This is a genomic window from Mesorhizobium sp. B2-3-15, assembly GCF_006442875.1.
GTDB classification, from domain to species: domain Bacteria; phylum Pseudomonadota; class Alphaproteobacteria; order Rhizobiales; family Rhizobiaceae; genus Mesorhizobium; species Mesorhizobium australicum.
On the sequence record NZ_VFVO01000003.1, the window covers coordinates 76176 to 100433 of the forward strand.

General features: G+C 63.6%; 28 protein-coding genes and 1 other RNA gene. 20 read left to right on the forward strand and 9 right to left on the reverse strand.

Annotation, left to right across the window (positions count from 1 at the left end; all coding sequences use genetic code 11):
* Positions 1 to 44: 44 nt before the first annotated feature.
* Entirely contained in the window at positions 45 to 1250 is a 1206-nt protein-coding gene (locus FJ954_RS07505) for a multidrug effflux MFS transporter (protein ID WP_140660946.1), read from the forward strand.
* Between the two features lie 105 nt (positions 1251 to 1355).
* Here FJ954_RS07505 and FJ954_RS07510 read toward each other — a convergent pair whose 3' ends face one another.
* From FJ954_RS07510 to ssrA, 3 genes are all read right to left on the reverse strand, one after another.
* Positions 1356 to 1793 carry a VOC family protein gene (locus FJ954_RS07510; protein ID WP_140660947.1) on the reverse strand — a complete coding sequence of 146 codons (438 nt, stop codon included), beginning with the start codon at positions 1791 to 1793 and terminating at the stop codon, positions 1356 to 1358.
* A gap of 89 nt (positions 1794 to 1882) precedes the next feature.
* Positions 1883 to 2449: an AAA family ATPase gene (locus FJ954_RS07515; RefSeq protein WP_140660948.1), complete on the reverse strand. Its 567-nt coding sequence runs from the start codon at positions 2447 to 2449 to the stop codon at positions 1883 to 1885.
* A gap of 106 nt (positions 2450 to 2555) precedes the next feature.
* Positions 2556 to 2916: a transfer-messenger RNA gene (gene ssrA, locus FJ954_RS07520) on the reverse strand.
* 168 nt (positions 2917 to 3084) lie between these two features.
* On the opposite strand from ssrA, the gene FJ954_RS07525 reads away from it, so the two are divergent.
* Both FJ954_RS07525 and FJ954_RS07530 read left to right on the forward strand, forming a co-directional pair.
* The gene (locus tag FJ954_RS07525) at positions 3085 to 3396 is read left to right on the forward strand and encodes a DUF2853 family protein (RefSeq protein WP_015317265.1); all 312 of its coding nucleotides are present in this window, start codon (positions 3085 to 3087) and stop codon (positions 3394 to 3396) included.
* Positions 3397 to 3569: 173 nt separating this feature from the next.
* Positions 3570 to 4364 carry a thymidylate synthase gene (locus tag FJ954_RS07530; protein WP_015317266.1) on the forward strand — a complete coding sequence of 265 codons (795 nt, stop codon included), beginning with the start codon at positions 3570 to 3572 and terminating at the stop codon, positions 4362 to 4364.
* Positions 4365 to 4375: 11 nt separating this feature from the next.
* On the opposite strand, the gene FJ954_RS07535 is transcribed toward FJ954_RS07530, so the two are convergent.
* Positions 4376 to 4585: a molybdopterin-binding protein gene (locus FJ954_RS07535; RefSeq protein ID WP_015317267.1), complete on the reverse strand. Its 210-nt coding sequence runs from the start codon at positions 4583 to 4585 to the stop codon at positions 4376 to 4378.
* 153 nt (positions 4586 to 4738) lie between these two features.
* Here FJ954_RS07535 and modA point away from each other — a divergent pair, with 153 nt between their 5' ends.
* The 4 genes from modA to FJ954_RS07555 all read left to right on the forward strand — a co-directional run bounded on the left by modA (position 4739) and on the right by FJ954_RS07555 (position 7804).
* On the forward strand, positions 4739 to 5533 hold the full coding sequence (gene modA, locus FJ954_RS07540) for a molybdate ABC transporter substrate-binding protein (RefSeq protein ID WP_015317268.1): 795 nt from the start codon (positions 4739 to 4741) through the stop codon (positions 5531 to 5533).
* Between the two features lie 41 nt (positions 5534 to 5574).
* Positions 5575 to 6279 (forward strand): molybdate ABC transporter permease subunit, encoded by a 705-nt coding sequence (gene modB, locus FJ954_RS07545; RefSeq protein ID WP_023782669.1) that lies wholly within the window; start codon positions 5575 to 5577, stop codon positions 6277 to 6279.
* Positions 6276 to 7388 carry a molybdenum ABC transporter ATP-binding protein gene (modC, locus tag FJ954_RS07550; protein WP_140660949.1) on the forward strand — a complete coding sequence of 371 codons (1113 nt, stop codon included), beginning with the start codon at positions 6276 to 6278 and terminating at the stop codon, positions 7386 to 7388. The genes modB and modC overlap by 4 nt, the downstream gene beginning before the upstream one ends.
* Before the next feature lie 74 nt (positions 7389 to 7462).
* A complete protein-coding gene (locus tag FJ954_RS07555) occupies positions 7463 to 7804 on the forward strand; it encodes a winged helix-turn-helix domain-containing protein (protein WP_140615713.1) in 342 nt (113 codons plus the stop codon).
* A gap of 89 nt (positions 7805 to 7893) precedes the next feature.
* On the opposite strand, the gene cobF is transcribed toward FJ954_RS07555, so the two are convergent.
* Positions 7894 to 8655, reverse strand: coding sequence for a precorrin-6A synthase (deacetylating) (gene cobF / locus FJ954_RS07560; protein WP_140660950.1), 762 nt, complete (start codon positions 8653 to 8655; stop codon positions 7894 to 7896).
* Positions 8656 to 8836: 181 nt separating this feature from the next.
* Between cobF and FJ954_RS07565 the strand changes: the two genes are divergently transcribed.
* From FJ954_RS07565 to FJ954_RS07590, 6 genes are all read left to right on the forward strand, one after another.
* The gene (locus FJ954_RS07565; protein WP_140660951.1) at positions 8837 to 9850 is read left to right on the forward strand and encodes a DUF4424 domain-containing protein; all 1014 of its coding nucleotides are present in this window, start codon (positions 8837 to 8839) and stop codon (positions 9848 to 9850) included.
* Entirely contained in the window at positions 9850 to 10368 is a 519-nt protein-coding gene (locus FJ954_RS07570) for a dihydrofolate reductase (RefSeq protein WP_140660952.1), read from the forward strand. The genes FJ954_RS07565 and FJ954_RS07570 overlap by 1 nt, the downstream gene beginning before the upstream one ends.
* Before the next feature lie 175 nt (positions 10369 to 10543).
* A complete protein-coding gene (hflK, locus tag FJ954_RS07575; RefSeq protein ID WP_140660953.1) occupies positions 10544 to 11659 on the forward strand; it encodes an FtsH protease activity modulator HflK in 1116 nt (371 codons plus the stop codon).
* On the forward strand, positions 11659 to 12612 hold the full coding sequence (locus FJ954_RS07580; protein WP_140615721.1) for a protease modulator HflC: 954 nt from the start codon (positions 11659 to 11661) through the stop codon (positions 12610 to 12612). Before hflK ends, FJ954_RS07580 begins: the two co-directional genes overlap by 1 nt.
* A 6-nt stretch (positions 12613 to 12618) precedes the next feature.
* Positions 12619 to 12807 (forward strand): DUF2065 domain-containing protein, encoded by a 189-nt coding sequence (locus FJ954_RS07585; RefSeq protein ID WP_015317277.1) that lies wholly within the window; start codon positions 12619 to 12621, stop codon positions 12805 to 12807.
* Positions 12808 to 12951: 144 nt separating this feature from the next.
* Positions 12952 to 14469 carry a DegQ family serine endoprotease gene (locus FJ954_RS07590; RefSeq protein ID WP_140660954.1) on the forward strand — a complete coding sequence of 506 codons (1518 nt, stop codon included), beginning with the start codon at positions 12952 to 12954 and terminating at the stop codon, positions 14467 to 14469.
* A gap of 30 nt (positions 14470 to 14499) precedes the next feature.
* On the opposite strand, the gene FJ954_RS07595 is transcribed toward FJ954_RS07590, so the two are convergent.
* Both FJ954_RS07595 and serB read right to left on the reverse strand, forming a co-directional pair.
* A complete protein-coding gene (locus FJ954_RS07595) occupies positions 14500 to 15072 on the reverse strand; it encodes a GNAT family N-acetyltransferase (protein ID WP_140660955.1) in 573 nt (190 codons plus the stop codon).
* On the reverse strand, positions 15069 to 15956 hold the full coding sequence (serB, locus tag FJ954_RS07600; protein WP_140660956.1) for a phosphoserine phosphatase SerB: 888 nt from the start codon (positions 15954 to 15956) through the stop codon (positions 15069 to 15071). The genes FJ954_RS07595 and serB overlap by 4 nt, the downstream gene beginning before the upstream one ends.
* Between serB and miaA the strand changes: the two genes are divergently transcribed.
* Together miaA and FJ954_RS07610 are read left to right on the forward strand one after the other, a co-directional pair.
* Entirely contained in the window at positions 15946 to 16911 is a 966-nt protein-coding gene (miaA, locus tag FJ954_RS07605) for a tRNA (adenosine(37)-N6)-dimethylallyltransferase MiaA (RefSeq protein WP_140660957.1), read from the forward strand. The two genes, serB and miaA, sit on opposite strands and share 11 nt — an antisense overlap.
* A gap of 105 nt (positions 16912 to 17016) precedes the next feature.
* Complete coding sequence (locus FJ954_RS07610) at positions 17017 to 17811, forward strand: GGDEF domain-containing protein (RefSeq protein WP_140660958.1); 795 nt, start codon at positions 17017 to 17019, stop codon at positions 17809 to 17811.
* A 253-nt stretch (positions 17812 to 18064) separates the two neighbouring features.
* On the opposite strand, the gene FJ954_RS07615 is transcribed toward FJ954_RS07610, so the two are convergent.
* The gene (locus tag FJ954_RS07615; protein ID WP_140615730.1) at positions 18065 to 19897 is read right to left on the reverse strand and encodes an ATP-binding protein; all 1833 of its coding nucleotides are present in this window, start codon (positions 19895 to 19897) and stop codon (positions 18065 to 18067) included.
* A 154-nt stretch (positions 19898 to 20051) separates the two neighbouring features.
* Between FJ954_RS07615 and FJ954_RS07620 the strand changes: the two genes are divergently transcribed.
* The 3 genes from FJ954_RS07620 to FJ954_RS07630 are packed head-to-tail and all read left to right on the forward strand — an operon-like array spanning position 20052 to position 21501.
* Entirely contained in the window at positions 20052 to 20615 is a 564-nt protein-coding gene (locus FJ954_RS07620) for an XRE family transcriptional regulator (protein WP_140660959.1), read from the forward strand.
* A 4-nt stretch (positions 20616 to 20619) separates the two neighbouring features.
* The gene (locus FJ954_RS07625; RefSeq protein ID WP_140660960.1) at positions 20620 to 20928 is read left to right on the forward strand and encodes a hypothetical protein; all 309 of its coding nucleotides are present in this window, start codon (positions 20620 to 20622) and stop codon (positions 20926 to 20928) included.
* 42 nt (positions 20929 to 20970) lie between these two features.
* Positions 20971 to 21501 carry a GNAT family N-acetyltransferase gene (locus FJ954_RS07630; RefSeq protein WP_140660961.1) on the forward strand — a complete coding sequence of 177 codons (531 nt, stop codon included), beginning with the start codon at positions 20971 to 20973 and terminating at the stop codon, positions 21499 to 21501.
* A gap of 10 nt (positions 21502 to 21511) precedes the next feature.
* Here the strand turns inward: FJ954_RS07630 and FJ954_RS07635 are convergent, their stop codons facing one another.
* Complete coding sequence (locus FJ954_RS07635; RefSeq protein ID WP_140660962.1) at positions 21512 to 22393, reverse strand: LysR substrate-binding domain-containing protein; 882 nt, start codon at positions 22391 to 22393, stop codon at positions 21512 to 21514.
* Positions 22394 to 22511: 118 nt separating this feature from the next.
* On the opposite strand from FJ954_RS07635, the gene FJ954_RS07640 reads away from it, so the two are divergent.
* Positions 22512 to 23663: a gamma-butyrobetaine dioxygenase gene (locus FJ954_RS07640; RefSeq protein WP_140660963.1), complete on the forward strand. Its 1152-nt coding sequence runs from the start codon at positions 22512 to 22514 to the stop codon at positions 23661 to 23663.
* Positions 23660 to 24244 (forward strand): HD domain-containing protein, encoded by a 585-nt coding sequence (locus FJ954_RS07645; protein ID WP_140660964.1) that lies wholly within the window; start codon positions 23660 to 23662, stop codon positions 24242 to 24244. The genes FJ954_RS07640 and FJ954_RS07645 overlap by 4 nt, the downstream gene beginning before the upstream one ends.
* Positions 24245 to 24258: the final 14 nt, after the last annotated feature.

A 24258-nucleotide genomic window follows, 5' to 3' on the forward strand; every position in this document is an offset into this window, starting at 1 on the left:
ACGTCGCCTGGCGGCGGCAACCAGATTCGAAAGAAGCCAATATCATGAGCCCCAAATTCCTCCGCATCGCGGTCGTGCTCGGCCTGCTGTCCGCCATCGGCCCGTTCGCCATCGACATGTATCTGCCCGCTTTGCCGTCGATCGGCACCGATCTGCATGCCGGCACCGCCGCCGTGCAGATGAGCCTTTTGATCTTCTTCCTGTCGATGGGCTTCGGCCAGATCGTCGTCGGGCCGATCTCAGACATGGTAGGCCGCAAGCTGCCGCTCTATGGCGGCCTGGCGCTGTTCATGGCCGGCGGCATCGGCTCGGCAATGGCGCCGACCATCGAGTGGCTGATCGCCTTCCGCTTCCTGCAGGGGCTTGGCGCCAGTGCCGGAATGGCCATTCCGCGCGCCATCGTGCGCGACCTGCACACCGGCAATGAGGCCGCCAAGCTGATGTCGCTGCTGATGCTGGTGTTTTCGGTGTCGCCGATCCTGGCGCCGCTGACCGGCAGCCAGATCATTGAGAATTTCGGCTGGCGCGCCGTGTTCTGGACCGTGACCGGCGCGGCGGTGCTTGCCACCATCCTGCTCGCGACCTCGCTCAAGGAGACACGGCCGGCGGAAGAACGCGTCGGGTCCTCCTTCGGTACCGCCCTTGCCGGCTACCGCTTCCTGATGGGCGACCGTAATTTCCTCGGCCTGGTGGCGATCGCCGGCTTCGGCATTGCGAGCTTCTTCGTCTATCTGTCGAGTTCGTCCTTCATCCTGATCGACCATTACGGGCTGTCGCCTTCGGTCTACAGCGTCTTCTTCTCGATCAACGCGGTTGCCTTCATCGGCATGTCGCAGTTGACGGGCCTGCTTTCCGAACGGTTCGGACTGAAGCGCGTGGTGTGGGTGGCGGTGACCGGCTACGCGACGACGATGGTTGTGCTGTTCGCGATCATGGTGACGGGCGTCGATCGGCTTGACGTGATGGCGGCCCTGCTGTTCGTCGGCTACGGCTTCCTCGGCTTGGTCATCCCGACCACATCGGTGCTGGCCATGGAAGAGCATGGCGAGATCGCCGGCACGGCGTCGGCGCTGATGGGCACGCTGCACTTCGCCATCGGCGCGCTCGCCATGGGCGTCGCCGGTGTGTTCTTCGACGGCACGCCGCTGCCGATGGTCGCCGGCATCACGCTCTGCGCGGTGATCTCGTTCGCACTGGCGAAAGTCACGCTTGGCCGTTCGCGCGAAGCGGTCGAAGCGCCGGCGGAGTAAGCACCTTTTCCAATAAACCAGGGGAGGCCGGGTCGATCCCGGCCTTTTTTGTGTTGAAGCCGGCGTTTGCCCCCGGGTTGAAGACCGCGCTCTGGCGGCTGACGCTCAGCTGAGTTCCTGGGCGAGGCCGATGAGAAGCCCTTCAGGCCCACGGATGTAGCAGAGCCGATACACGTCCTTGTACTCGACCACTTCGCCTACGAGTTGCGCGCCGCGCGTGCGGAGCCTTTCAAGCGTGTCGTCGATGTCGTCCACGGTGAACATGACGCGGAGATAGCCCAGGGCGTTGACGGGGGCGGTCCGGTGATCCGCGACGACAGGCGGCGCGAGGAAGCGTGAGAGCTCCAGCCGGCTGTGGCCGTCCGGCGTGCGCATCATGGCAATCTCGACATGCTGGTCGCCCAGTCCGGTGACACGTCCGGCCCATTCTCCTTCGACCGTGGCCCGCCCTTCGAGCTCGAGGCCGAGTTCGCGAAAGAAATCGATCGTCCCTCCGAGGTCTTCGACGACGATTCCTACATTGTCCATCCGCTTGAGCGCCATGTTTCTGATCTCCAGGGGGTGTGGTTTCAGTTTACAAGGTATCGCCTGGTCCAACAACGCACAGGAAAGGCCGGACCCGTCCGACTTCTTTATGTCCGCGATGTCAGCGGCAATCCAGCAGCGTCGAGGAGGAAGCGCACGCGCTCCTCGACTGGCGCAAGCGGCAAGGTCACCAATTCGTAGCCGAGTTCGGCATAGACATTGGCCACCGATTGGCAAGTGCGCTCGGCCTCGTCGAGGGTTTGCTTGCGTTCTTCGTCCTGGATGAAGATCTCCGGCCATGGCGGGGCGACGAAGACGCGACGCGCATAGCGGAATTCCGTGGTGGCACTGGTGAGGTGATCCGGCACCGGCAGGCCGCAGAGCCTGAGATAGCCGATCGTGTCCGGCACGCCGCGATCAAAGAAGACCGGACCGGCCAGATCGCGGGCCGCACGGTACGAGCGCATTTCCCACGACAGCATCAGTTCGGCGAACAATGCGCGATCGCTCCAGGGCAGGGCGGTTCCACCAATGGCGGATTGGTCGCGGATGATGCCGCGCCCGGCCTCGGCGGATGTCGCAAAGCCCGCCTGCCGCAAGGCTTCGATCAAGGTGGTCTTGCCGGAGCCGGGGCCGCCGGTCAGCACGAAGAATCGATCGGAATTGTTTTGCATTTTGTCCATGGAGAAAGGGCACGCGACGCAGCGGCTTCGCAGCCGTGGACGTGCGAAGTCTTGACGGCAGGAACCGTTGTGCGTCACGCAAAATGAAACGGGGAGAAGTGGAGGTTTCTGTTGCCAGGTACCTCCGAACCCCGCCTAGAAGTGCGAACCCCTAGGGCTTGATTTGAAGCTATCGCACTGCATTAAGCAGCGAGACGTGCTTCCGCATAGTTGTCGTTGGCAACTATAAGTTTAGCCCGATGACGGTGGTACAATGCCGGGCAAAAGTACGATCTTTACACCTTCGTCGATCCTATTTCGCCCCCAGCAAAAACCGCTCTGTCCTCAACAGCGGCTTTTGGTGGAGGCGCCGGGTACCGCCCCCGGGTCCGAACGGCTTATTTCATCGCCCATTTATCGCCATAGTCGGTCAAGCCGACAAAACGAATATAGGGGGGCTTGCGCGGAAATGAAAGGCCGCAATGGTGCTTTGTCCCTGTGTCAAATCGCGACGCGAAGGGTTGACTTGGGCGCGGTCTCAACCGAAGCTTTGCGGGCGGTGAGGAGTTACCGACCTAGCGCACAAGTTGCGAAGCGCGCCACAGCCCTCATCGACCGGATCCGTGGCGCCGACGAGGGGAATTCTGATGGCCGACTATCTTGCGGATGTGAAGAAATATGACGCCGCGGCAAGCGCCGATGCGGTCGAAAAAATCGTCAAGCACCTGGGCATTGCGCTGAGGAACCGCGATTCCTCGCTGGTGTCCTGCACGGATCCGAAGGAATTGGCGCGGGTCAAGGAGAGCTGGGTGGCCAAGAAGCTCGGCGTCAGCGACGGGGCGAAAGCCGACGCCGCGATCGAGAAGACCTGCAAGGCGATGCACGCCGACAACACCAAGAACCGCGTGACCTTCTACTATCTGGTGGCCAAGGACCTGGGCAAGCTCGGCTCTCTCTGAGACCTTTGGTTACTTCATCCTGGCGGCCGGTTGGCGATTTCCGCGCTTCCGGTTCGCCGGTGAGGATTCTGGGCGGGCTTCGTCCCTGCTAAGTGGGGACGATCTCAGACAAGCGTGGCGTCAGCGCCTATATGCGCTATGATCGGAGAGATCCCGAATCGAGCCCGGAACCGATGCGCCAATATCTCGATCTCCTGCAGCATGTGCTGGACAACGGCGCCGATCGTGGCGACCGCACCGGCACCGGCACGCGCTCCGTCTTCGGCTACCAGATGCGCTTCGATCTGGCGCGCGGATTTCCGGTCACCACCACCAAGAAGCTGCATCTGAAGTCGATCATCCATGAACTCCTCTGGTTCCTGGCCGGCGACACCAACATCAAGTACCTGACCGACCACGGCGTTTCGATCTGGGATGAATGGGCCGACGAGAATGGCGATCTCGGCCCGGTCTACGGCAGGCAGTGGCGATCCTGGCCAGACGGCCATGGCGGCTCGATCGACCAAATCGCCAATCTTCTCAAGGAGATCCGCCGCAATCCTCAATCACGGCGGCTGATCGTCTCGGCCTGGAATCCCGCCGAGGTGGAAGCAATGGCGCTGCCGCCTTGCCACTGCCTTTTCCAGTTCTACGTGTCCGAGGGCCGGCTTTCCTGCCAGCTCTACCAGCGCTCCGCCGACATCTTCCTCGGCGTGCCGTTCAACATCGCGTCCTACGCGCTGCTGACGCTGATGGTGGCGCAGGTGACCGGGCTGAAGCCGGGCGATTTCGTCCACACGCTTGGCGACGCGCATCTCTACTCGAACCATTTCGAGCAGGCGCGCGAACAGTTGCGGCGCACGCCAAAGACCCTGCCGACGATGTGGATCAATCCTGAGGTGAAGGACCTTTTCGCCTTCCGCTTCGAGGATTTCCGGCTGGAAAACTACGTCGCCGACGCGTCGATCAAGGCGCCCATCGCGGTCTGAGCCGCGGCTTTTCAGTCGATGCCGACCATCACTTCCGAGGCCTTGACCACGTCGTAGGCCTGCTTGCCCTTTTCGAGCTTGAGGTCGGCGACAGCTTCATTGGTGATCGAGGCGGTGACGATGATGCCGCCGCCGATGTCGATGCGGACATGCGAGGTGGTGGCTCCCTTGACGATTTCGGTGATCGTTCCCTCGAGCACGTTGCGGGCGCTGATCTTCATTGCAGTTCCTTTCGCGGCGGCGGTCTTATCAGAACAATCATGCAGCGCCGGATCGAGTTTCAGCCGGCCGGGCCTTCCCTTGTTATATCCATGCGGATATATCGGTCTACAGGCTTCGAGCCAACCGGAGTTTGAACCCAGGGAGAGTTTTCGATGACACGCAAAGGTTTCGGGTTGAGGATGATCGCCATTGGCGGCTTTGCGGCGACATTGATGGCGGCAATGCCGGCAGCGCACGCGGAAGACAAGGTCGTGGTGTTCGCGGCGGCCAGTCTCAAGGATGCGCTCGATGCGGTGAACAAGGCCTGCGAAGCCGATGTCGGCGAGGCCGCGACCGTTTCCTATGCCGCGAGTTCGGCATTGGCCAAGCAGATCGAGGGTGGGGCGCCGGCCGATGTCTTCATCTCCGCCGATCTAGACTGGATGAAATATCTCTCCGACAAGAAGCTGACCAAGCCCGACACGGAAGTGAAGCTGCTGGGCAACGAGATCGTGCTGGTGGCGCCGAAGGATTCGACGGTCGAAACCAAGATCGAGAAAGGCTTTGACCTCGCCAAGCTCGTCGGCGACGGCAAGCTTGCCATGGGCGATTTCAAGGCCGTGCCGGCCGGCAAATACGGCAAGGCGGCGCTTGAATCGCTCGGCGTCTGGTCCTCGGTCGAGGGCAAGGTGGCGCAGGCCGAGAATGTCCGTGCGGCGCTGAAGCTGGTTTCAACTGGTGAGGCCGCCCTCGGCATCGTCTATGCCACCGACGCGCACGCCGAAAAGGGCGTCAAGGTGGTCGGCACCTTCCCCGAGGATTCACATCCGCCGATCATCTATCCGGTTGCCCAGACCGCCGATTCGAAGGACAAGGATACGCTGGCCTTCCTGAAGTGCCTGCAGTCCGCCAAGGCTGGCGCGCTCTTTAGGGAACAGGGTTTTACCGTGCTCACGCCCAGCAACTGAGTCGGCGAGCAACTGAGTTCGAAAAGGCCCGATACCGCACTATGAGTTGGCTGCTGGACCTCACTCCCGACGAATGGAATGCGGTCCGGCTGTCCATCAAGGTGGCGACGGTGGCGATGCTCGCCAGCCTGCCGCCGGGCATAGCGATCGCGCTGCTGCTTGCCCGGGGGCAATTCTGGGGCAAGACGCTGCTCAACGGGGTGGTGCACCTGCCGCTGATCCTGCCGCCCGTGGTGACCGGTTATCTCTTGCTTTTGACGTTCGGCAAACGCGGCCCGGCCGGGGCCTTCCTCGCCGAACATTTCGGCATCGTTTTCTCGTTTCGCTGGACGGGTGCCGCCCTTGCCTGCGGTGTCATGGGCTTTCCCCTGATGGTGCGGGCGATCCGGCTGTCGATCGAGGCGGTGGATCGCAAGATGGAGGCGGCGGCGGGAACGCTCGGCGCCAACCCGCTGTGGGTGTTCGGCACCATCACGCTGCCGCTGATCCTGCCCGGGCTGATCGCCGGCGCCATCCTGTCCTTCGCCAAGGCGATGGGCGAGTTCGGCGCGACGATCACTTTCGTCTCCAACATTCCTGGCGAGACGCAGACGCTGCCGTCGGCGATCTACACTTTTACCCAGGTGCCGGGCGGCGACGAAGGGGCGCTGCGACTGACGCTGATTTCGATCGTCATCTCGATGGCGGCATTGGTCGCATCGGAAGTGCTGGCGCGGCGGGTCGGGCGGCGGATGGACATCGAATGAGCGTCCTTGTCGACATTGGCCACCGGCTTGGCGATTTCGCCATCGATGCCCGCTTCGAGAACGCCGGACGGCTGACGGCGCTGTTCGGGCCGTCCGGTTCCGGCAAGACGACCCTGATCAACATGATTGCCGGGCTGATCCGGCCGGACAAGGGGCGCATCGAGGTCGATGGCCGCGTGCTGGTCGACACTGGTGCCGGCATTTTCGTGCCAAGGCACAAACGCCGCATCGGCATGGTGTTCCAGGATGCGCGCCTGTTTCCGCATATGAGCGTGATGAGCAATCTGTGCTACGGCCGCTGGTTCACGCCGGCGGCGGAACGCTATGCGGACATGGACGCCGTTGTAGAATTGCTGGGCATCGGCCCGCTGCTTGGGCGACGACCGGCAAAACTTTCGGGCGGCGAGAAGCAGCGCGTGGCGATCGGCAGGGCGCTGCTGGCCAGCCCCAGACTGCTGCTCATGGACGAGCCGCTGGCCTCGCTCGACGAAGCGCGCAAGGCCGAGATCCTGCCCTATATCGAGCGGCTGCGCGACGAAACGAAGATCCCGATCGTCTATGTCAGCCATTCGGTCGCCGAGGTGGCGCGGCTGGCGAGCGACGTCGTGATGCTGGCGCGGGGCAAGGTCACGGCCAGCGGCCCGACCGACGCTGTCATGCAAAGGCTCGACCTGTTGCCGGTGGAAGAGCGCGGCGAGGGCGGCGCCGTGCTGGACACGAAGGTGCTGCGTCACGAGGAGGCTTTTGGGATGACCGTGCTCGGCTCGGCCGCCGGCGAGATCCGCGTGCCGCGTCTTGGGATGAAGGCCGGGGCTCCCGTGCGTATCCGCATTCGCGCTCGCGACGTGATGATCGCCGCGGAGAAACCGACGGGCCTCAGTGCCCTCAACATCCTGCCCGGCACGATCGTCGCGATCAGTCCCGGCGAGGGGCCGACGGTCGAAATCGGCATCGACTGCAATGGGGCAACGGTGCTCGCCCGCATCACGGAACAGTCGCGGCAGGCGCTGAAGCTGCGGCTCGGCGGCAAGGTTTTCGCGGTGGTCAAGACCGTGAGCTTCGATCGGGGAAATACCGGCGCCGGTCTGCCGCTCGACGTCGATGGCTGACAGCGGCGGCGATCGGCGCTATATTGTTTTGGAATAACGGTCGCGGAAGCTGAAGCGGTCGCGGAGGAGCAAAAATGCCGTCGCTGAGCTTGCGGATAAATCTCGATCCGGACGGACGGATCGGTCCTGGCAAGATCGAGCTTCTGGAGCACATCGCCACCTTCGGTTCGATCTCGGCCGCCGCGCGCGGCATGGCGATGTCCTACAAGCACGCCTGGGACCTGGTCGAGGACATGAACCGGGTGTTCGGCAAGCCGCTGGTGGCGGCGCAGACCGGCGGCCGCAAGGGCGGCGGCGCGCAACTGACGACCGTCGGCCTGGCCGTGGTCAGCCGTTTTCGCGCCATCGAGCGCGCGGCGAGTGCGGCCGCGGCAACGCATATGGACGCGTTGCAGTCGGAGATTGAGGCGGGATAGGGGAGTAGTGAGTAGTGAGTAGTGAGTACAGCCTAGTCCCCACTGACTACTGACTACTGGCTACTCACTACTCACTACTCACTATTCCACTACTCCGGCTTTCGCAGCAAATACGTATCCATGATCCAGCCTTTCTTCCGACGGGCTTCGTCGCGGCGCTTTTCGATCTCGGCGCCGACATCGCCAAGGCGGCCGGAGATGATGATCTCGTCGGGCGTGCCGAGATAGGCGCCCCATTGGATGAAAAGGTCCTGGTCGGCCAGCGTGTTGAAGGCGCATTTGCCGTCGAGCATGACGACGGCGCTGCCGGCATTGTCCGGCATGCCTTCCTCGGTCAGGCGGCGGCCGGTGGTGATCAGCACGGGATCGCCGATGCGGTTCAGCGCCGTTTTGTGGCTGGCTGCCAGCGCCTGGACGGCCGTTATGCCGGGAATGACTTCCAGGTCGAATGCAACATTGCCCCTCAGGCGCACGCGCTCGAGGATGCGCAGAGCGCTGTCGTAGAGCGAAGGATCGCCCCAGATCAGGAAGGCGCCGCAGCCACCCCCGGAGATCTCGTCGCGGATCAGTCCCTCGTAGATGGCGGCGATGGCTTCATGCCAGTCGTCGACGGTCGAGCGATAGGAAGAGGTTGGTTCGGCGCGCACCGGCACGTCGAACTCGACCCGGCGTGAGGCCGGGTTGGTGACGAAGCGGTCGCAGATGCCGCGCCGCAGGTTGGCAAGATCGGTCTTGTCGGTGCCCTTGTCGGGAATAAACAGGACGTCCGCCCTGTTCAACCCTGCTATGGCCTGGACAGTCATGTGGTCGGGATTGCCGGCGCCGATGCCGATGACGAGAAGCTTGCGCATGGCGCGAACTCCTGCCCCATCGGAACCTGTTAGTCCAGACCGCGTGCGTGTCCAGACCGCCTGCGTGTCCAGACCGCCCGCGTGTCCAGACCGGTCACGCACGCCCAGCAAGCGGAAGGGCTTTGAAACGCCGCATCGAAACGGCTAGGGTCATCCAGGCATTCCAGCCGAGGGGGCTTCGATGTTGCGATCTGTTCTGGCTTTAGCGTTGGCGCTTTCGGTCGCGCCTGCAATGGCCAATGATTCGGTTGCCGAGCTTGGCACCGGCGGCCTGATCCTGTCGCGCAGCGATGCCGTGGCGATGCAAAGCGAGGATCTTTTCATCTCGCCCGAAAAGGTGACGGTGGACTACGTCTTCCACAACAACACCGACAAGGATGTCGAGGCGATAGTCGCCTTCCCGATGCCCGACATTTCGGGCGATCCCGAAGAGATGCCGGCGATCCCGGAAAACCAGAGCGATAATTTCCTCGGCTTCGAGGTGACGATCGACGGCGTCGCGGCCAAGCCCCAACTCGAGCAGAAGGTGCTCGCGCTCGGCATCGACATCGGCGCCGACCTCAAGGCGCAAAACGTGCCCTTCAACCCGTTCGGCGACGCGGCCAAGGCGGCGCTGGCGAAGCTGCCGCAAGGGGTGGCTGACGACTGGGTCGACCGCGGCATCATCATCGGGGATTCCACAGCCGACAGTGGCCAAAAACCGGTCTATTCGCCGTTCTGGCAATTGCGCTCGACCTATTGGTGGCGCGCGGCCTTTCCGGCCAACAAGGACGTTCACGTCTCGCACCGCTACAAGCCCAGCGTGGGCGGCACATCCTCGGTCAGTTTCTTCAATGAAGGCCAGTTCCAGAACGCATACGCGGCCTACAAGAGCCGCTACTGCATGGACGACACATTCGAGAATGCGGTGCGCAAGGCGGCGAAGGACAATCCGGACGGCTATCCCAAATTCTACGAAAGCCGCATCGCCTATATCCTGACCACCGGCGGCAACTGGGCGGCGGGCACCATCGGCAAGTTCAAGCTGACCATTGACAAGGGCAACCCGAAAGCCCTGGTCTCGTTCTGCGGCGACAACGTCAAAAAGGTCGGGCCGACGCGTTTCGAGATGAAGGCGAACGATTTCTATCCCGAGCACGACATCGACATCCTCCTGCTTGTCCCGTCGGACAGCAATGGCGGGGATGCAAACTGATGCATGTCGCGATCTATGTCGCCATTGCCGAGAACGGCGTGATCGGGCGGGACGGCGGGTTGCCCTGGCGGCTCTCCACCGACCTCAAGCGGTTCAAGGCCGACACGATGGGCAAGCCCATCATCATGGGCCGCAAGACCTATGAAGGCATCGGCCGGCCGCTGCCGGGCAGGCTGAACATCGTCGTCACCCGCGACAAGGCCTGGCGCGCCGAGGGCGTCGAGGTGGCGCATACGCTTGAAGCCGCGATCCAGCTGGCGACCGTGCGCGGACGCCGCATGACAGGCGTCGACGAGGTCTGCATCATCGGCGGCGGCGAAATCTATGCCCAGGCGCTGCCGCTGGCCGACCGTCTGCATGTCACTCATGTGCTGGCCGCCGTCGACGGCGACGCGCGTTTCCCGCCGATCGACCCTGATACATGGCAAGCGGTCAATTCGCGGGAGATTGCGTCAGGAGAAAAGGACAGCCATGCGACGCGCTATACGGTTTATGAGCGCCGCCGCGAGACAGTTTGAAGATAAAGGACGACAAAGGGTCGCTACCGGCCCAAAACGGATGAAGTCGGCGGCGCATCGCGTTGAAAGCGCGCCGTGGCGTCCCTATAGAAGAACGACACTGGATATAGAAGAACGACACTGGATTTGCGCCGTAACCGCGGCGCTTGAGGGAATTCCAAGCGAAAGGACATTCATGCCCTGGAACGACAAAGGTGGCGGAGGCGGCGGCCCGTGGGGTGGCGGCGGTAACAATCAGGGACCCTGGGGGCAGGGACCGAAGGGGCCAAGCGGCCCGCAGGGGTCGCCTCCCGACCTCGAAGACATCATTCGCCGTGGCCAGGATCGGCTGCGGCGCGCGCTGCCCGGCGGCGGTGGCGCCAGTCCGGCGGTGTTCGGCCTGATCGCCGCGGTGCTGGTTGTTCTGTGGGCCTTCCAGGCGGTCTATACCGTGCAGCCCGACGAGGTCGCGGTCGAACTGCGCTTCGGCAAGCCGAAGGCCGAGCTTTCCCAGCCAGGCCTGCATTTCCACTGGTGGCCTCTCGAGACCGTCGAGACGGCGAAGATTTCAGAGCAGCTTGTCGACATTGGCGGCGGCAATACCAGCGGCAACGGGCTGATGCTCTCGGGCGACCAGAATATCGTCAATGTGCAGTTTTCGGTGGCCTACCAGGTCTCCGATCCCCGCGCTTACCTGTTCGACGTCTCCGACCCGGACGGCATGCTGCGGCAGGTTGCCGAGAGCGCCATGCGCGAAGCCGTCGGCCGCCGGCCGGCGCAGGACATTTTCCGCGACGATCGCCAGGGCATCGCGGCCTCGGTGCGCGAGATCATCCAGACGACGCTGGACGGCTACAAGGCCGGTCTCAACGTTAACGCCGTCTCCATCGAGGATGCGGCACCGCCACGCGAGGTGGCAGATGCGTTCGACGAGGTGCAGCGCGCCGAGCAGGACGAGGACAAGTTCGTCGAGCAGGCCAATCAGTATTCCAACCAGAAACTCGGCCAGGCACGCGGCGAGGCAGCCCAGGTCCGCGAAGACGCGGCCGCCTACAAAAACCGTGTGGTGCAGGAAGCCGAAGGTGAGGCGCAGCGCTTCATCTCGGTCTACGACGAATATGCCAAAGCCCCCGATGTCACGCGCAAACGCCTTTATCTGGAAACCATGGAGAGGGTTCTGAAGGACTCGAGCAAGGTCATCGTCGAGCAGGGCAACGGACAGGGTGTCGTGCCTTATCTGCCGCTGCCCGCATTGCAGCCGAAACCGCCAGCACCGGCCGCGCCCGCCGCGAACACGGGAGGTACCAAGTGATGGCCAACCGTCTTCCCATCGTCGTCGCCGTGGCGGCGGTCGTCCTGTTCCTGATCTATTCCTCGGTCTTCGTGGTCAATGCGCGCCAGCAGGCGCTGGTGCTCCGCTTCGGTGAGATCGTCGACGTCAAGAGCGAGCCCGGCATCTACTTCAAGGCGCCGTTCTCGTTCTTCGACGCCGATACGGTGCAACTGATCGAAAACAGGGTGCTGCGCTTCGACCTCGACAACATCCGCGTCCAGGTCTCCGGCGGCAAGTTCTATGAGGTCGATGCCTTCATCGCCTATCGCATCTCGGATCCGCGCGTCTTCCGGGCCGCCGTGTCCGGTCAGATCGAACTGGCCGAAGCGCGGCTCAGGACGCGTCTCGACGCTGCCCTGCGCCGCGTCTACGGTCTGCGCGATTTCGAGGCCGCGCTTTCCGAAGAGCGTGCCGTGATGATGCGCGAAGTGCGCGATCAGCTCAGGCCCGACGCCACGTCGCTCGGCTTGCAGATCGAGGATGTTCGCATCCGCCGCACCGACCTGACGGCCGAAGTTTCACAGCAGACCTACGACCGCATGAAGGCGGAACGCCTGGCGGAGGCTGCGCGGCTGCGGGCACGCGGCAACGAAGCGGCACAGCGCATCACGGCGCGCGCCGATCGTGAAGTGGTCGAGATCGTTGCCGAAGCGCAGAAGGAGTCCGAGATCCTGCGCGGTGAGGGCGAGGCGCAGCGCAGCGCCACCTTCGCCGATGCCTACAAGCGCGATCCCGCCTTCTTCGACTTCTACCGGTCGATGAATGCCTATGGCACCGCGCTGGACAACACCGGGACGACCATGGTGCTGTCGCCGAGTTCGGAGTTCTTCCGCTACTTCCGCGATCCCGACGGCAAGGAAGGACCGGCGAAACCGACGGCGCCGGCTGCGGCACCTGCCGCGCCGACGACACAACCCAGCACCGGCCAGTAACGGCCGGTGCAGGATTTCTTCGCGGCGATAGGCCTGGTCCTCGTCATAGAGGGCCTGGTCTATGGCGGCTTTCCCCGCCTTGCGAAGAAGCTCGCGGGCGAAGTGCTGTCGATGCCGGAGAATGCGTTGCGGATCGGCGGGCTGGCGGCGATCGCCATTGGTGTCGGCGTCGTCTGGCTGGTGCGGGGCGTGTAGAGGCGGCGGTTTGCGGAATAACGCTCGATTTACACTCCACCGATAGTCATAGCCGCAAACGTGCCGTATTTCTTGCCATCATGGCGCGACACGGCGTTTTCGTCGAAGCGCTTTTCTCTTTTAGAAATGCCGGGAGGCTTCTCGATGACATCCAACACCCTTTTGGACGCCGCTCGACGGACATTGGTCGCCGGCGCGGCAGCGCTGGTCCTGGGCGCCGTCGCCGTTCCGTCCTTCATGGCCCCGACATTCGCCGCCGACGGACCGGCCTCGGTCGCCGACCTGGCGCAAGGCGTGCTTGGCGCGGTGGTCAATATCTCGACATCACAAACGGTGAAGGGCACGGAAGGGCCGGGCGCGGTGCCGATGCCGCAACTGCCCGAAGGCTCGCCGTTCCAGGATTTCTTCGACGATTTCTTCAAGAACCGCGGTGGCGAAAAGGATGGCGGCTCGCAGAAGGTGCAGTCGCTCGGTTCGGGTTTCGTCATCGACGCCGAACAAGGCATCGTCGTCACCAACAACCACGTGATCGCCGATGCCGACGACATCGAGGTCAATTTCTCCGATGGCGTGACCTTGAAAGCGACGCTGGTCGGCACCGACACCAAGACCGACGTCGCGGTGCTGAAGGTCGATCCGAAAGGTCACAAGCTGACCGCGGTGAAATTCGGCGATTCCACCAAGATGCGCGTCGGCGACTGGGTGATGGCGGTCGGCAATCCGTTCGGCCTCGGCGGCACGGTCACGGTCGGCATCGTCTCGGCGCGCAACCGCGATATCAATTCAGGCCCCTATGACGACTTCATCCAGACCGACGCCGCGATCAACCGCGGCAATTCGGGCGGACCGCTGTTCAACAGCGCCGGTGAGGTCATCGGCATGAACACGGCGATCATTTCGCCGTCCGGCGGTTCGATCGGCATCGGCTTCTCCATTCCCTCGCAGCTCGCCTCTGGCGTCGTCGAGCAGTTGCGCCAATATGGCGAGACGCGGCGCGGCTGGCTCGGCGTGCGCATCCAGCCGGTGACGGACGACATCGCGGAAAGCCTCGGCATGGCGACCGCCAAGGGCGCGCTGGTGGCCGGCGTCATCAAGGGCGGACCAGTCGACAACGGCACCATCCAGGCCGGCGACGTCATCATCAAGTTCGACGGCAAGGACATCCATGAAATGCGCGACCTGCCGCGCGTCGTCGCCGAAAGCCCGGTGGGCAAGGCCGTCGACGTGTTGATCGTGCGCAAGGGTGTCGAGCAGACGGTGAAGGTGACGCTCGGCCGGCTCGAGGATGGCGAGAAGCTGGCGAGCGGCGAGAATGGCAATACCGACCAGAACAAGGGCGCTGACAAGGCTCCGGCCGTCTCGACCGCCTCGGTGCTTGGCATGACGGTCGGCGAACTCAACGACGAGACGCGCAAGAAGTTCAGCATCGCCGGCGATGTCTCCGGCGTCGTCATCACCGACGTGGCCAAGGACTCCGCCGCCGCGGAACGCGGTATCCAGCCGGGCGAGGTGATCACCGAGATCGCGCAGGAGTCGGTCGCCACGCCCAAGGACGTCATGGACCGGATTGGCGCGCTGAAGGAGCAGGGCCGCAAGAACGCGCTCTTGATGCTGGCGTCGAAGACCGGTGAATTGCGCTTCGTTACGATCCGGATGGATTGAAATTTCAATCCGGCGATTTGGAAAGGGCGGCTAACCCGCCGCCCTTTTTCTTGCCTGCCAGTCCTCGCGCGACAGCCGGTAGAGCACATGCCGCTTGAGCGCGGGATGGCTGTCCGGAATGCTGGGGTGGTCGAAATCGCTCGATGGGTCGGCGGTCATGCCGAGGCGTTTCATAACGGCGGTCGAGCGGTGGTTTTCCGCCACGGCGAAGGAAACGATCTCGTCGACGGCCAGTGTCTCGAAGCCGTAGGCCAGCCATGCCTCCGAGGCCTCGGTGACATAGCCCTTGCCCCAGAATTCGGGAGCCAACCGCCAGCCGATCTCGATTGTGTCGGCCGGCAGCGATGGCACATCATCGGTCGCGAGGAGGCCGACGAAACCGATGCATTCGCCGGTCGCGGCAATCTCGGCCGCGGCGAAGCCGTAGCCGTCCTCATCGACCCAGGCGCGGAACTCATCCATCTTGGCGTCGGCGGCGGCACGGTCGCGGCGAAACGGGAAGAACTCCATCACGCGATCATCGGAATTGATGCGATGGAACAATTCGCGGTCGCGATCCTCCCAATTGCGCAGGATCAGGCGTTCGGTACGGATTGGCTTCATTGGACGAATTCTTCCTGCCGGTAGCCCTGCAGATAGAGCAGCGCAGTGAGGTCGGCATGGTCGATCCGGACTTTTGCCTGCGCCGCGACGGAAGGCTTGGCATGCAGCGCGACACCGGTTCCGGCCAGGCGGATCATGTCGAGATCGTTGGCGCCGTCGCCGACGGCGATGGCATCGGCCGGCGTCAGGCCAAGACGGGCACAGATTTCGAGCAGCGCCTCGGCCTTGGCGGCGCGGCCGAGGATCGGCTCGCCGACCAGCCCGGTGAAGCGTCCGTCCTGGTCGAGAAGGCGGTTGGCGCGGTCTTCCTGAAAGCCAAGCATCGCAGCGATGCGCGTGGTGAAAACCTCGAACCCACCCGAGACGAGCGCCGTCCAGGCGCCGTTGGCGCGCATGGTCTGGACCAGCGCGCGGCCGCCCGAGGCCAAGGTCAGCCGATTGGCGACGATATGGTCGACGACGGCGGCATCGAGCCCCTTGAGGAGCGCCACGCGCTCGCGCAGCGCCGGCTCGAAGGCGATCTCGCCGTTCATCGACCGTGCGGTGATCGCCGCGACATGATCCTTGACGCCGATCTCGTCGGCCAGCTCGTCGATGCACTCCTGGTCGATCATGGTCGAGTCCATGTCGGCGAGAAGGATTTTCTTGCGGCGTGTTTCAGCCTGCTGGACGATCACGTCGACGGGCTCAGCGGCCAGTGCGGTACGAAGGCTCGCGGTCGTTTCATCAGCCTGCGCCGCTGGCGGCAGGGCAATGTCACAGGCAATGCCTTCGGCCAGCCATATGACAGCGCTTGCGCCCACCGACCGTGAGGCCATATTCGCAAGCGATGGCGACAGAGCGCGATCGGCGGGACGGGAAACAAGCGTGGCAATGAGCGGCATCGAGAATTCCGGCACGGATGCGGGCGAAGGCCGCGTGAAGAACGCGATCCTGATAGCCGGGCCGACCGCCAGCGGCAAGTCGGCGCTGGCGCTTGAACTGGCCGAACGCACAGGCGGCGTCATCGTCAACACCGATTCCATGCAGGGCTATGCGGTTCTCGACGTGCTGACGGCCCGGCCGCAGGCGGCCGAGCTCGCACGAGCGCCGCATTTTCTCTATGGGCATGTCCATCCCGGCACCGCCTACTCGACCGGCGCCTGGCTGCGCGACGTCATGAAACTCATTGATGACGGGACGCTCTCGCGGCGGCCAATCTTCGTCGGTGGCACCGGCCTCTACTTTCGTGCGCTGGCTGAAGGGATTTCGGAAATGCCTGATATTCCGCAACGGATACGCGACCGCTGGCGCTACGAATTGAAGGAGCAAGGCGCGGTCAAGCTGCATGCCTTGCTGCTACGCGAGGATTCGAGCGTCGCCATGCAGTTGAAGCCAACCGACAGTCAGCGCATCGTGCGGGCGCTCGAGGTGCTCGACGCCTCCGGCCGGTCGATCTTGGACTGGCAGGCAGAGCGCGGCCTGCCGCTCATCGACAGGCCGAGCGCGCATTTCCTGGTCGTCGAGCCGGATCGGGCAGCATTGGTTGATCGCATCGAAAGGCGTTTCGACCAGATGCTGGACAAGGGCGCGCTGGAGGAAGTCAAGCAGCTTGCGGCCCTTCGTCTGGATCCAGACCTGCCGGCGATGAAGGCGATCGGGGTCCGCGAGCTCCAGGCCGCGATCTCAGGGCAGTCGAGCTTTCCCGAGGCGATCGAACGCGCCAAGATCGCGACAAGGCAATATGCCAAGCGGCAGGCCACCTGGTTTCGCCATCAGCTGGGACCGGAATGGCAGAGACTTCGCCCCGGTGACGCTCTCGAAACCACGATCCAAACACTTGTTGCTAATGCAACTTAAAAAGTTGCCCCTGAGGGAAGGGTTCTCGCCGAAGTTGTCGGAATTAACGCTCCGTAAGTCGGTCGATGCGATAAGGTCATGGGGTACTTTTCCATCGGGGAGCAGATGCGTTTCCACAAAGCGGAATCCGCTTTTTTCGTCTTTATCTTCGTGATCCTGGCTGCTGGCCTGGTGACCCTGCACGCCTATGGGCAACTGCAATCCTTCGCCACTGAACTCCATACGGCCTCCGGCCTGGACAAGGTCATCTACCTCAACAAACTCCTGTTCGCGACCGGCGTACTGCTCGCCACCGCGCTGTTTTTCGGCATCTTCTTCATCTATCCGCTGATCCGCAAGCAGGCGACCGAAGAGGGCAAGCTGCGCGCCATGACGGTGTCGCTCAGCGCCCGCTCCGAAACGCTCGAGCATGCCGCCCTGACCGACGGCCTGACCGGCATGCAGAACCGGCGCTATTTCGACGACGCGCTGAAGGAATATCTCGAGGAGTTCCGGCGCATCGAAAAGCCGGTCGGGCTGATGATCCTCGATCTCGACCATTTCAAGCAGGTCAACGACACGCACGGCCACGATGTCGGCGACGAGGTGCTCAAGGCTGTCGCCAGATGCCTCAGGGACATGACACGTTTCCACGATGTGGTCGCGCGCCTGGGTGGTGAGGAGTTCGCCGTGGTCACGCCCAACATGGAGGCGGACCTTCTGGCCAAATTCGCCGAGCGCATCCGCAAGGCGATCGCCAACATGTCGATCCTCTCCGGCAACAATGTCCGGCTCAAGATCACCACCAGCGTCGGGCTTGCCGTCTGGGATCGCAAGGAAACGGCCGAGGAATTCTACCGCCGCGCCGACCGCCAGCTCTACGAAGCCAAAAGGCAAGGCCGCAACCGCGTCTGCGCCTAAAATCCCATCCCTGAATTCGTGATGCCGGCCGTTTGCTGCCGACTTCTGCGCTTCCGGCCTTCGCCGGCCAAAGCACTTATGAGACGTTGCGCTTTAAGGCTGCGGCCGGCGAAGGCCGATGCTCGCGGACCAAAACACCAATCGGCTCAGCCTGACCACCTCCCTGACGGGATTTACCCAAGCTTTCCGACGAAGACGGGATAGGCCGCTTGCACGGATTCTCAGGACTATTCATGGAGGCGTGACGCTCAGCTCAATCGTTCTGCGGGCGCAGGCCGAAGGTCGCGGGTTTGAGGCCGTAGCGTGTGTCGAAATCTTCGTCCGACTGCACGCGCGCCGCCGCCGGCGCTTTGCGGTAGTCGGGGTCGCCGGCCTGCCGGCCGGAATCGACCACCTCGGCGAAAGCCATCGCCTGGCTCTGCGGTTTCGGCACGTTGCGCAGCCGCTCCACGATCGCCACAAGGTCGACCTCGCCGGCCTTGGACGTCACGTCTTCCTCGCGCTTGGCCGTGCCTGGAAGCAGGTGAGCGGGCAATCTTTCGAATTTCAGCCGCATGGTCGTCGCTACGCCTTCGCCGAAGGCGATCGCTTCGCGCTGGCCCATGGAGGACAGGAAAGCGAGCGTGGAGGCGGAAGAGTCTGCGATCGCCGAGCGGATGATCGCCTGGTCCTGCTCGTTGGCGAGCCGCATGGCGAAGAAGGTCGAGCACTGCGAGAGAATGGTCGGGTCGAGCTCGCCGGGGCGCTGGGTGACGACGCCGAGATAGCAGCCATATTTGCGGCCTTCCTTGGCGATGCGCGACAGCGCGTGCCGGGTCGGCGCGAAGCCGAGACGCGCATCGGCGGGCATGTAGCGGTGCGCTTCCTCGCATAGGAACAGCAGCTGCAGCTTGCCTTCGCTCCACAGAGCGAGGTCGAAGGCCAGACGCGCCAGCACCGAGCAGACGGAATTGACCACTTCCGACGGCATGCCGGCCATCTCGAAGCAGGTCACCGGACGGCCATGATGCGGCACGCGGAAGATGTTGCCGATCGTCTCGTGGATGGTGTCCTCGATCAGGCGCGAATTGAACATGAAGCGGTAGCGCGGATCGGCCGCCGCCGATTCGATGCGTGTCTTCAGCGATTTGAGGGTTGGACGATCGGTCTTGCTTTCGAGCATGCCCATGCGCTCGTCGATCTGCTTGAGCAGGTCGGCGATGCGGTAGGGCACCGGCGTATCGGCGGTCAGCGCATCGCTGCCGCGCCTCAGGTAGGCGCCTGAACCGGGGTTGCGATAGAGATTCTTGGCGAGCGGAATGAGGTCGCGAAGGGCATCGATCTCTTCCGGCACCGTTTCGCGTCCGCGAAACAGCACTTCGGCGAATTCCTCCAGCGTGAACATCCAGAACGGCAGGTCGAGCGTCTTGGAATCGACCCTGACGCAATATTCGGGCAGCGAGGCCGCGAACTCGTTGTGCGGATCGAGGATCAGGATGCGCAGGTCCGGTCGCGCCGCGATCGACTTGCGCAGCAGCAGCGACACCGCTGTCGACTTGCCGACGCCGGTCGTGCCGACAATGGCGAAGTGGCGCGCCAGCGTGTCATCGATGGCGATGTTGGCGGCGATCGCCTCGTCCTGCGCCAGCGAGCCGATGGTGATGGAATGGCGGCCGGCCAGGTCATAGACCGCCTGCAGGTCGCGGGTGCGGATGCGGTGCGCGACGGCGCCGATATGCGGATAGATGGTGATGCCGCGGTCGAAGATCGGCCTGGCCCCGGGTTCGGCGCCGTCACGGACTTCGCCGATCAGCTCGATGCTGACCTCGATGGCGTTCTTGCCGTCACTGTTCCAGGCCAGATCCGACTTGCCGATCGCGTAGACCAGGCCGACGGTTCGCGTCGTGCCAAGATTGATCGAGATCATCTTGCCGACCGTCCACAGGCCGGTGATCGCGCCGTCGGCGTCGTCGGCATAGGCGCTGATGGTGGCGCGCGCACCGTCGCATTGCACGACATTGCCCAGGATGCGCTTGTCGTTCTGGTCGGCTGTGCGGCGTTCCTGCGATGTCGGTTCTCCGACCGAAGCTTCGCGTTCGACATACATGGACAGGCCAATCCCCATTTCCCTTGAGGCCGTACCCTACAGGAACGGGGTTAAGGTCGGATGAGGTCGGATGGTGTAGAGAGGATTAAGGTCCTGGTGAAAATTGCTTTGAAATGGCTCTTCACGCACTTGTTGGTTTCGTTATAATGGACGAATGGATGATATAGCGAACGACATTTCCTCGACCATCGGCAGGCGTATCCATACCGAAAGGACCATGCGGGACTGGTCGCTGGCCGAGCTCGCCGAACAATCCGGTGTTTCCAAGGCAATGCTGAGCACGATCGAGCGTGGCATGACCAGCCCGACGGCGGCACTTCTGGTACGCATAGCGGCTGCCTTCGGCATGACGCTCTCGACCCTCATCGCACGGGCGGAATTGCAGGGTGGCGGGCTGCTGCGCGCAGCCGTCCAGCCAGTGTGGCGCGACCCCGACACAGGCTATGTCAGGCGGCATTTGTCGCCGGCCTGCGACATGCCGCTCGAACTGATCAAGGTCCATCTGCCGGCGGGCGCGAAGGTCAGCTTGCCGGCGGCTTCCTACGCCTTCATCAAGCAGCAGATCTGGCTGATCTCGGGAAGACTCGAATTCACCGAGGGTGACCAGGTGCACAGGCTCGAACCGGGCGACTGCCTGGCGCTCGGAGCGCCGTCGGATTGCACCTTTCATGCGCTGGAGCCGGGCGCCGACTATCTCGTCGCCCTGGTCAGGAGCTGACGTCATGGCAAGCCGGCCAAAGCGCTCCCACAATGGGGGGCCGCCTCTTGACGACTACAAGGGGCCGCCATGGGGCAAGGGCGATCCATACATCTTCCTGGCCTGGCAGGCCGCGCACGCCAAGGCATGGAAGGCGCCGAGCCGCGAAGTCATGCTGATGCGCATGGACAAGGCTGAACGGCTGGGCCTGACCTATGAGGAATACACGCTCGAAATCCTGGAGCGCGGTCGGCATCTCAAGGAAGAAGACACCGAACGCATCGGCGCCATCAAGGCCGCGCGCAAGCGGCGGCGTGTGCGCCATCTCGACTGAAGCGGCGCTGTCGACCCATCAATCGTTTCCAGAGGACCAGGTATGAACGTCATAGAAATCGGGCCGTTGACCGCAAGCCGGGAAACACTCGCACAGCTTACCGATCTGCTGGTCGAAACGGTTGCCGCCGGCGGATCGGTCAGCTTCATGCATCCGCTGGCGTCGGATGCGGCCTGCGCGTTCTGGGAGACGTCGCTGGCCGCGGCGGCACGAGGGCAAAGAGTGGTGCTTGGGGCGTGGGACGGCGGCGCTCTGGTCGGCACCGTCACCCTGCTGCTCGACTGTCCGCCCAATCAGCCGCATCGGGCCGAGATCGCCAAGCTGATGACATCGGTCGTGCAGCGGGGTAGGGGTGTCGGGACGCGCCTGATGCGAGCCGCCGAACACCTCGCGGCGGGGAAGGGACGCACGCTGCTGGTTCTGGATACGGCGAGCGAAGAGGGTGCGTCGGGACTTTATGAGAAGCTCGGCTTCACCTTGGCCGGCGAAGTTCCGGACTATGCGCTGAAGCCGCATGGCGGGCTGACGGGCACGCTGATCTACTGGAAGCGCATCGGCACAGCGTCGCGGTAACGCCAGTCACTCATGCCTTCCCGGCGAGGCGCTTCAGCAGCCAATGGCGGAAATCCTGCTCGGCGCTGGTCAGGTGCGCGGTCGACGGCCTCGTCAGGAAATGCCCTGACGTGCTGGGCAGCTCAAAAACGGAAAGCCGGACCAGCGCTCCGCCGTCGAGCGCCGCGTCGATTAGGGGCCGCGACCCAAGGAGAACGCCGGCACCGGCGCTCGCCGCATGCATGGCGGCAACGAAACTGTCGAAGCGATGCGAGCGCCGGGGATGGCCGGCCAATCCGGCCGCCGCGAACCATTCGGCCCACATCTCGCGTGCGCCGGCCACCAGAAGCAGCGGCAGCGATGTCCAGTCGGCGGCACTGGCCAAGGCCGGGCTTGCCACCGGCACAAGCCGCTCGGCGGTCAGCCTCTCGGCCTCGCGTCCGGGAAAGGATCCGTTGCCGAAACGGATGTCGAGCGCCGAGCCTGGCAAATCGTAGTCGGTCGGGCGATGGATCGTCACCAGATCAAGCTGGATGCGCGGCAGCGCCTCGGCCAGGTCGGGCAGCGCCGGAACCAGCGCCAGCAGCGCAAACGAGATCGGCACCCGGAGCGAGACGGTCTGGACGGCGCGCGGTTCGAACAGTTCCGTGGTGCTGCTGCCAATGGTGGCGAAGGCCGACTGGATGTGGGGCAGGTAGGCGGCACCTTCCGGCGACAGCGCGACCCCACGCGCCAGCCGCGAGAACAGACGCGTCTTCAGCCTTTCCTCGAGCAGCCGGATGTGCTGACTGACGGCCGCCTGGGTCAGGCCGAGTTCGGCTGCCGCCGCGGTGAAGTTCGACAGCCGTGCCGCAGCCTCGAAACTGCGCAGCCAGTCGAGTGGAGGGAGGGTAGGAGCGGTTCGCCGAGCCATTACCAAATCGCTGCCATTGGCCAAAAAATGATAATTGGAATTATGCCTTTCGGGAGGTCAACATGCAATCCAAACCACGGTACGAACCGTGGGCAACAAGGCGACAGGACGGATTTCCATGCTCACCCACGTGCTGGTTGGCGATGAAGGCAGAACAATCGAACTTGGTTGGACAGACGGCAAGCGTACCCGCTTCCACGCCGTCTGGCTGCGCGACAACGCGCTTGACGACAAGACGCGCAGCGCCGGCAATGGCCAACGCCTGATCACCATCCTCGACATTCCGGCGAAGACGAGAATTGGCGCTGCCGCCATCAAGGCCGGAGCGCTGGAGATCAGCTTCGAGCCGGAGGGAAAAACGGTCAGCTTTCCCGCCCAATGGCTGCGTGCGAACGCCTATGATCGCGACGAGACACGCCAGCCTGGTTGGACAGGCGATGTCATCCAGCGCTGGACCAGGGCGACGATGCAGAACGCGGTGCCGCGCGCCAGCTATCCGGCGGCCTTGCATGGCCGCGGTGTCCTGCGCGAATGGCTTTCGGCGGTGAGGACTTATGGTTTTGCGGTGATGGACGGGCTGCCGGCCGAATCCGGGGCGCTGTGCAAGGTGTCCGACCTGTTCGGCTATGTCAGGGAGACCAATTACGGGCGCTGGTTCGAAGTGCGCGCCGAGGTCAACCCGAACAATCTCGCCTACACCAATCTGGGCCTGCAGGCGCATACCGACAATCCCTATCGCGATCCGGTGCCGACGCTGCAGATCCTGTCCTGCATCGAGAACACGGTGGAGGGCGGTGAATCCAGCGTCGTCGACGGCTTTGCCGTCGCGGCCGCTCTTCAAACGGAAAATCCCGAAGGTTTTCGGCTGTTGAGTTCCCATGCGGCGCGGTTCGAATATGCGGGGTCGTCCGGCGTGCGGCTGCAGGCGAAGCGCCCGATGATCGAGCTTGGACCCGACGGCGAACTGATCTGCATCCGCTTCAACAACCGTTCGCTGGCGCCGACCGTCGACGTGCCGTTCGCCGAGATGGGCGCTTATTATGCCGCCTACCGCCGCTTCGCCGAGCTGATCGAGGATCCATCCTTCGAAGTCACCTTCAAGCTTGAGCCCGGCCAGGCCTTCATCGTCGACAACACCCGCGTCATGCATGCCCGCAAGGCGTTTTCCGGCACCGGCAAGCGCTGGCTGCAGGGATGCTACGCCGACAAGGACGGCCTGTTGTCGACGCTCGCGGCGATCGAACACGGCTTCAAGGAGGCCGCGGAATGATCGGCCAGGATCTGAACGCGGACACCATCGTCGAATTCATCGCCGACATTTTTGAGCGCCGGGGCGCCGAATCTTATCTCGGCGAGCCGGTGACGATGTCCGAGCATATGCTGCAAGGGGCTTGGCTGGCGGAACAGGATGGAGCCCCAGACGTGCTGGTGGCCGCCGCGCTGCTGCACGACATCGGCCATTACACCAGCGAGTTCGGCACCTATTCGCCTGACGATGTCGAGGACAAGCACCATGACGAGGCCGGCGGCGAAGTGCTGGCACCGTTCTTCCCGCCTGTCATCGTCGAGTGCGTCCGGCTGCACGTTGCCGCCAAGCGCTATCTCTGCGCCACCGACCCGACCTATTTCTCCAGGCTGTCGCCGGCTTCGGTTCATACCTTGTCGCTGCAGGGCGGACCGATGAGTGCCGACGAGGTGGCTGCGTTCCGCGAGAACCCGTTCCACGAGGAAGCGGTGCGGGTTCGCATCTGGGACGAGGGCGGCAAGGTCGCCAATATGCGGACGCGGGCGTTTCGCGACTATGTGCCGTTGCTGCAGCGCGTCGTGCACGACTTCGCCAATCGGCCCTGACGAGACCAATCATC